Here is a 7,102-nt window from a genome sequence, read left to right as displayed (position 1 = left end):
ACCGACGAGTCCATCCTGCCCACCGAACTCACCGCATAGCCTCAAAACGAGATCACCGAGTGGCCGTCGATACACCACTCCAGCGGACGTGACCCTGGTGCTCACCGCGCCACGCGCACGTCGGGCCCTTGAGGCGCACGTTGCGCAGTACCAGCCCGCCCCTGTGACGCTGCCGTGGCGCTCGCTCGACGGCTCACCTACCACGGCAAGCCTGTACTTCCGGAACGCTGAGGGGCGGGCCTTGATCCGTACGGTTTTCAACACCAAGGCCTGGCAGCCAGTCCTTGACAGGGCATGGGTGCCGCGCGGCCGGGAGAACGGGATGCACGCGCTACGGCACTTCTACGCGTCCGTGCTGCTGGATGCGGGGGAGAGCATCAAAGCCGTGTCGGCGTAACTGGGGCACCACGACCCGGGCTTCACGCTGCGGACGTACACGCACCTGATGCCGAGCAGCGAGAAGCGGACGCGGGAGGCGATGAACCGGGCTTTTTCATGGCACCCCGGCCACCGATGACGGCCCCAGGACGGCCCAGGGCTCCTGAGACAGGGGGAAACGTGCAGGTCAAGCCGCAAGTGCCCTCAGTAGCGCTGATTGAGGTATCCGAGCAGCTCGTTGTGGAGCAGGCCGTTGGACGCCGCAGCATTCGCGCCCCCCGGTCCGCGGACACCGTCAAGATCGGTGAACTCGCCGCCCGCCTCCTGGACGATGATCGCGTTCGCCGCCATGTCCCACAGCGACAGCTCCGGCTCGGCGCACATGTCCACGGAGCCCTCGGCCACCATCATGTACGGCCAGAAATCGCCGTACCCGCGTGTCCGCCAGCAGGCGCGGGTCAGGTCGAGGAAGCCGTCGAGACGGCCCTGTTCCTCCCAGCCGCTGAGCGAGGAGTACGCGAACGACGAGTCCTCGATCTTGCCGACCTTCGAGACCCGCAGCCGCGTGGCGGAGGACAGGCTGCGCCCGGTGTACGCGCCGCCGCCCTGCGCGGCCCACCAGCGCCGCCCCAGCGCCGGAGCCGACACCACGCCCACGACCGGCTGGAAGCCGCTGCCGCCGGGCACCATCAGTGAGATCAGCGTGGCCCAGACGGGGACCCCGCGGACGTAGTTCTTGGTGCCGTCGATCGGATCGATGATCCAGCGGCGCGGGCCGGCGCCCTCGCTGCCGTACTCCTCGCCCAGCACGGCGTCGCGCGGCCGCGCACGCGAAAGGGAGGAGCGGATGAGCTCCTCGGCGGCCTTGTCGGCCTCACTCACCGGCGTAAGGTCCGGTTTGGTCTCGACTTTGAGGTCAAGAGCCTTGAACCGGTCCATGGTCGCGGCGTCCGCGGCGTCGGCGAGCACGTGGGCGAGACGCAGATCATCGTGATAGTCGGGCATGGGCGAACAGTATCCAGCGAGGTTCGGACCTACCACACGAGCGTGTCCGTATGGGTGTGATCGTGCTCCGTCGGAGCTATTGACACACTCATGTCACCCGTCAATCCTCTTGCGCACGGCAGGCCATGTGAGCCGCATGGCCGGGGAGGCAACGGTGCCTACTGCGCGTGAATCCCTGCTGAACGCTGCGTTTGCGGCACTTGCGGGCCGGCCGTGGTCCGCTGTGCGCATGGTGGACGTCGCGGCGGCGGCAGGAGTGTCGAGACAGACGCTCTACAACGAGTTCGGCAGCAAGGACGGCCTGGCGAGAGCCCTGGTGCGGCGTGAAGCGGACGTCTATCTCGCCGGTGTCGACGGCGTGTTGGCGACCGGCCGGACGGGCGCGGGGGAGCCGGGAGCTGACGACGAGACCGACCCGGTCGCGCGGCTGGCCGCCGTCGCGGAGTGGACCGTCCGCAGCGCACGAAGAAGCCCCTTGCTGCGGGCCGTTCTGACCGGCTTCTACAGCGAGCGACTGCCCGCGCCGGTCCGCACCGTGGGTGCCTCCGCGTCGTACGTGCCGGCCCAGCGGCGGGCCGATGCCGTTCCGCCCTCGGCCGGTGAAATGCTGCGGCAGGTCCGCGACCGCGCCGCGGCCGTCCTGGAGCGCGACCGGCCCGGGGAGGAGGCCCAACGGCTGGCCCGTGCCTGCGAGGTGGCGGTTCGGCTGGCGCTGTCGTACGTGGTGGTGCCGGCGGGGGCGGACGACCCCGCGCTGCTCGTACGCCGTTGTGTCCCCGGCCTCGTACCGCCGAGGGCGGCGCCCCGGCAGGCCGCGCCGGTACCCGGTCGCGGCGAGCGCCAGCCCGCCTGACGCCGCCGCCGTGGGGCTGCGGTTCCGTTCCGGTCCCGTACGGACGCTGTTGTACGGTCCCCCGCGCGGACCGACGTCGTGTCAGCTTCCCGGAGGACCCGGGGTGGTGACCCGGTGTCAGCGGACGCCGCCGGACAACTGCAGGCCCACCACGCCTGCGATCACCAGCGTGATCGAGACGATCTTCAGGGTGGAGACGACATCGCCGAGGAAGATCATGCCGTAGAGGGCGGTGCCGGCTGCTCCGATGCCGGTCCAGACCGCGTACGCCGGACCGACGTCGAGCCGCTTCAGGGCGAGCGTCAGCAGTCCGAAGCTGCCGAGGGCGAAGGCGCAGAAGGCGACCGTCGGCCACAGCCGGGTGAAGCCGTGGGAGAGCTTGAGCCCGACGGCGAAGCCGACCTCCAGCAGACCCGCGACGATCACCAGCAGCCACGCCATGTGTGAGCCTCCCCGTCGGTGACCGCTTCGCCTGTCCTGGCGCGATGATTATGCCCTTGCCGTCCCGATTGCAGGGCAAACGTCCGGTTATCAGTCTCCTTCGCGCCGCTCGCGCGTCGCGAGCAGCCGCCGCAGCGAGAACAGCCGGGACGGATCCGCATGTCCCTCCGCCACCCACGCGTCCAGAGCGCAGTCCTTCTCGTCATGGCTGCATGCGCGCGGGCACTCCGCGGTGCCCGGTTCGAGGTCGGGGAAGGCGTGGATGACCCGCGAGGGATCGATGTGGTTCAGGCCGAAGGACCGTACGCCCGGAGTGTCGATCACCCAGCCGTCGCCGGGGGCCTCGCCATCGCCGGGCAGGGGCAGCGCCAAGGCCGAGGTGGTGGTGTGGCGGCCCCGTCCGGTCACCGCGTTCACCACGCCCGTCGCCCGCTGGCGGTCCGGGACCAGCGCGTTGACCAGCGTCGTCTTGCCCACTCCGGAGTGGCCGACGAAGGCGGTGATCCTGCCGGTCAGACGCTCGCGCACCCGCTCCGCCGCGGCGCCGTCCACCAGCTCCTCGCGGCTGGTCACCACATACGGCACCCCCAGGGGCTCGTATGTCTCCAGCAGCGGACCGGCGGAGGCGAGGTCGGACTTGGTGAGCACGAGCAGCGGATCCAGGCGGGCGTCGTAGGCGGCGACGAGGCAGCGGTCGATGAGCCGGGGGCGCGGCGGCGGGTCGGCCAGGGCGGTGACGATGGCGAGCTGATCGGCGTTGGCCACGACCACCCGCTCGTACGGATCGTCGTCGTCCGCCGTGCGCCGCAGCACCGACGCCCGCTCCTCGACCCGGACGATACGGGCGAGGGTGTCCTTGGCGCCGGACAGATCGCCGACGATGCCGACGCGGTCGCCGACCACCACGGCCTTGCGACCCAGTTCGCGGGCCTTCATCGCCATGACCGTACGGTCCTCGACCAAGCAGGTCAGCCGCCCGCGGTCCACGGTGAGGACGAATCCCTCCGCCGCGTCCTCGTGCTTGGGGCGGATGCTCGTACGCGGCCTGCTGCCCTTGCGGCCCGGTCGGACCCTGACGTCGTCCTCGTCCGTGTGCTTGCCGTAGCGGCGCATGACCGGACCGCTCTCAGGCTCTCCGCACGGGAACCCGTCCCGCCGGTTCGCCGAGCATCGCGGTCCACAGTTCCGTGAAGTCGGGCAGGGTCTTGGCGGTGGTGGCGACGTTCTCCACCTCGACGCCGACGACCGCAAGCCCGATGACCGCGGCCGCCGTGGCCAGCCGGTGGTCGTCGTAGGTGTGGAAGATCCCGCCGTGCAGCGGGCGCGGCCGGATGCGCAGACCGTCGGCGGTCTCCGTCACGTCGCCGCCCAGCGCGTTGATCTCCTTGGTCAGCGCGGCGAGGCGGTCGGTCTCGTGGAGCCGCAGATGCGCGACGCCGCGCAGCACCGACTCGGACTCGGCCAGGGCGGCCACCGCGGCGATCCCGGGGGTCAGCTCGCCGACGTCGCCGAGGTCCACGTCGATGCCGAGAACGCGGCCGCTGCCGGTGAACGTCAGCCCCGCGTCGGTGAGTTCGCAGGAACCGCCCATTTCGGTGAAGATACGGCGCAGTGCGTCACCGGGCTGAGTGGTGCGCTCCGGCCAGTCAGGGATGGTGACCCGCCCACCGGTGACCAGGGCCGCGGCCAGGAACGGCTGGGCATTGGACAGATCCGGCTCGACCACCAGGTCCCGGCCGAGCAGCGCACTGGGCCTGACCCGCCAGACGTTGGGCTCGCCGCCGGACTCGGGGGTGTCCACCTGGGCGCCGGCGGTCCGAAGCATGTCCACGGTCATCCGGATGTGCGGCAGCGACGGCAGGGAATCGCCGGTGTGCCGCACCTCCACGCCCTGGTTGAAGCGCGGCGCGGACAGCAGGAGCGCGCTGACGAACTGCGAGGACGAGGAGGCGTCGATCCCGACCGGCCCGCCGTCCAGGGCGCCGCCGCCGAACACGGTCATCGGCAGGGCGCCGCGGTTGTCGTCGTCGATCCGGGCGCCCAGGGCGCGCAGGGCGTCGATGACGCCGTGCAGCGGCCTTTCGTAGGCGCGGGGGTCGCCGTCGAAGCGGACGGGGCCGTCGGCGAGGGTCGCGACGGGCGGCAGAAAGCGCATGACCGTACCGGCGTTGCCGACGTCGACCGTGGCCGGGCCCTGCAGCCCGGAGGGGATGATCCGCCAGGCCTCGCCGCTGCCGGGTGCGCTGCCCGGGCCCGACGTGGCGCTGGAGACGGTCTCCTCGATGCCGACGCCGAGTGCGCGCAGGCCCTCCGCCATGAGCAGGGTGTCGCGGGAGCGCAACGGGCGGCGCAGCCAGCCCGGTTCCGATGAGAGCGCGGCCAGGACGAGACCACGATTGGTGACCGACTTCGATCCGGGCACGGTGACGGTCGCGTCGACGGGGTCGGACGCGAGCGGGGCGGGCCAGTGGGCGGTGTGCACGGGGTTACCGGTCATGGCCTTCACTTTAGTGGTTCACCAGGGGCTCAGATCTTGATCAAAATCGGAGAAACCCCCGCGAAATACAACGGTGGTAGGGCATCAAAGGCCGAGCAGCCAGCGGCCGCCCCCGATGAGCGAGCTGATCGTGACGGCGTGGAAGAGGAACAGCCACAGGGCGGCGGGCACGTTCGTGAGCCGTGCGAGCTGGTCCGCGTCGGAGTCGGGGGCTCCGCCCCGGCGCCGCTTCGCCTGCAACTCGAAGACCGGTCGTACGCCACCGAGGAGCAGGAACCACACCACGCCATAGGCGAACGCGGCCTGGACATCGGCCTCGGTGAGCCAGGAGACGAGGAAGAAGGCGGCGCCGGTGACGAGCAGGGTCAGCACGCCGTACGCGTTCCTGATCATCACCAGCATCGCGACCAGCAGCACGATCGCGCCCCACAGCAGCAGCGTGATGTGCCCGGCGACCAGCAGCCAGGCCCCGCCGAGGCCGAGCAGCGAGGGCGCGGTGTAGCCGGCGGCCGCCGTGAGGATCATGCCGATGCCGGTGGGCTTGCCCCGCGAGACGGTCAGGCCCGAGGTGTCGGAGTGCAACCGGATCCCGTCCAGGCGGCGCCCGCTGAGCAGGGCGACGAGGCCGTGGCCCCCCTCATGGGCGATCGTCACGGCGTTGCGGCTCAGCCGCCAGGCGGTCTGCGGCACCACGGCCGCGAGGGCGACGGCCGCGGTCACGGCCACCAGCCAGAGGGACGGATCCGGCTGCGTGCCTATGACGCGGTCCCACAGATCGCTGATATTCGTGCTGTCCATGGACGGGCGACTCCCTCGTGGCGGTACGGGCGTGCGTGCGCGGACACGGCGGCGGGCGTGTCGTGCTGTACGCGCATCGTGGCAGTGTGGCACTTATGTGCGGTCGATACTCAGCGAGCCGGCGACCCGAAGATCTCGTCGGGCTGTTCGACGTGGCGAAGTGGGAGCCCAAGGAGGCCCTCGCCCCCGACTGGAACGTCGCCCCGACGAAGGACGTATACGCCGTCCTGGAACGCCGGGACAAGGAGTCGGACAACCCGGCCCCGGTGCGCCAGCTCAGGATGCTGCGTTGGGGGCTGGTTCCGTCCTGGGCGAATTCGCCCGAGGTCGGAGTGAAGATGATCAACGCCAGGGCCGAGTCGGTCCACGAGAAGTCCTCGTTCAAGAAGGCGTTCTCCGCGCGGCGCTGTCTGCTGCCCGCCGACGGCTACTACGAATGGGTCACCGCGAGGTCCGAGCGAGCCCTGGAGGAACAGGGCAAGCGCAAGCGGCCGCGCAAGCAGCCGTATTTCGTGACCCCGGCCGACGGGTCGGTCATGGCGATGGCCGGCCTCTACGAGTTCTGGCGCGACCGGACGCTGCCCGCGGCGCATCCCCGGTCGTGGTGGGTGACCTGCACCGTGGTCACCACGGAGGCGGAGACCAAGCCGCTGGCCGGGGCGGAGGGGGCCGGCGGCGACGGGCCGAAGGCGCTGGCCGACATCCACCCGCGTATGCCGCTGGTGCTGCCCCCGGACCGTTGGGCGGCCTGGCTCGACCCGTCGCGGACCGACCCGGACGACCTGCGAGCGCTGCTCGCTCCGCCTCCGCCCGGGATGATGCGGGCCTACCCGGTCTCCACGGACGTCAGCAACGTCCGCAACAACGGTCCCGAACTGCTCGAGGAACTCGAAGCCCCGCAGGAGGGCACGCTGTTCTGAGAGCGGGCTGCGCGGCAGGCGGACTCCTGCCCGTGCTTTTTTCAAGGTCCCGTCCCCGGGGACTTTGCCCGGTGAGGTTCGGTCGTCCTCGGTGTGAGTGGCGGCGGGCCGTCCTCGGCGGGGGTGACGGTGGACTGTCCCCGGCGCTGGTGACGTTGCGTCCCCGGCGGGGGTGACGGTGGACTGTCCCCGGCGCTGGTGACGTTGCGT

7 protein-coding genes and 1 pseudogene are annotated in these 7,102 nt (G+C 71.0%); 3 read left to right on the top strand and 5 right to left on the bottom strand.

Features of this window, described 5'->3' with window-relative positions; all coding sequences use genetic code 11:
- Nucleotides 1-124: 124 nt before the first annotated feature.
- A pseudogene (locus AB0M26_RS27215) lies at nt 125-545 on the top strand (tyrosine-type recombinase/integrase); the annotation flags it as partial.
- 37 nt (nt 546-582) lie between these two features.
- On the opposite strand, the gene hisN reads toward AB0M26_RS27215, so the two are convergent.
- Nucleotides 583-1,383 (bottom strand): histidinol-phosphatase, encoded by an 801-nt coding sequence (gene hisN, locus AB0M26_RS27210; protein WP_365264922.1) that lies wholly within the window; start codon nt 1,381-1,383, stop codon nt 583-585.
- A 154-nt stretch (nt 1,384-1,537) separates the two neighbouring features.
- Between hisN and AB0M26_RS27205 the strand changes: the two genes are divergently transcribed.
- Nucleotides 1,538-2,236, top strand: a complete 699-nt coding sequence (locus AB0M26_RS27205) for a helix-turn-helix domain-containing protein (RefSeq protein WP_365264920.1) — start codon at nt 1,538-1,540, stop codon at nt 2,234-2,236.
- Between the two features lie 117 nt (nt 2,237-2,353).
- Here the strand turns inward: AB0M26_RS27205 and AB0M26_RS27200 are convergent, their stop codons facing one another.
- The 4 genes from AB0M26_RS27200 to AB0M26_RS27185 form a co-directional block, all read right to left on the bottom strand.
- Nucleotides 2,354-2,677, bottom strand: coding sequence for a multidrug efflux SMR transporter (locus tag AB0M26_RS27200; protein WP_365264918.1), 324 nt, complete (start codon nt 2,675-2,677; stop codon nt 2,354-2,356).
- 90 nt (nt 2,678-2,767) lie between these two features.
- The gene (gene rsgA / locus AB0M26_RS27195) at nt 2,768-3,790 is read right to left on the bottom strand and encodes a ribosome small subunit-dependent GTPase A (protein WP_365264916.1); all 1,023 of its coding nucleotides are present in this window, start codon (nt 3,788-3,790) and stop codon (nt 2,768-2,770) included.
- Nucleotides 3,791-3,803: 13 nt separating this feature from the next.
- On the bottom strand, nt 3,804-5,174 hold the full coding sequence (gene aroA, locus AB0M26_RS27190; protein ID WP_365264915.1) for a 3-phosphoshikimate 1-carboxyvinyltransferase: 1,371 nt from the start codon (nt 5,172-5,174) through the stop codon (nt 3,804-3,806).
- A gap of 84 nt (nt 5,175-5,258) precedes the next feature.
- Nucleotides 5,259-5,972: a M50 family metallopeptidase gene (locus AB0M26_RS27185; RefSeq protein ID WP_365264913.1), complete on the bottom strand. Its 714-nt coding sequence runs from the start codon at nt 5,970-5,972 to the stop codon at nt 5,259-5,261.
- 95 nt (nt 5,973-6,067) lie between these two features.
- On the opposite strand from AB0M26_RS27185, the gene AB0M26_RS27180 reads away from it, so the two are divergent.
- A complete protein-coding gene (locus tag AB0M26_RS27180) occupies nt 6,068-6,892 on the top strand; it encodes an SOS response-associated peptidase (protein ID WP_365264911.1) in 825 nt (274 codons plus the stop codon).
- The last annotated feature ends 210 nt before the right edge of the window (nt 6,893-7,102 follow it).

Source organism: Streptomyces sp. NPDC051776, from assembly GCF_040681345.1.
Classification (GTDB): domain Bacteria; phylum Actinomycetota; class Actinomycetes; order Streptomycetales; family Streptomycetaceae; genus Streptomyces.
Note: the sequence above shows the minus strand (reverse complement) of the source record. Positions and strands in the feature narration are given on the sequence as shown.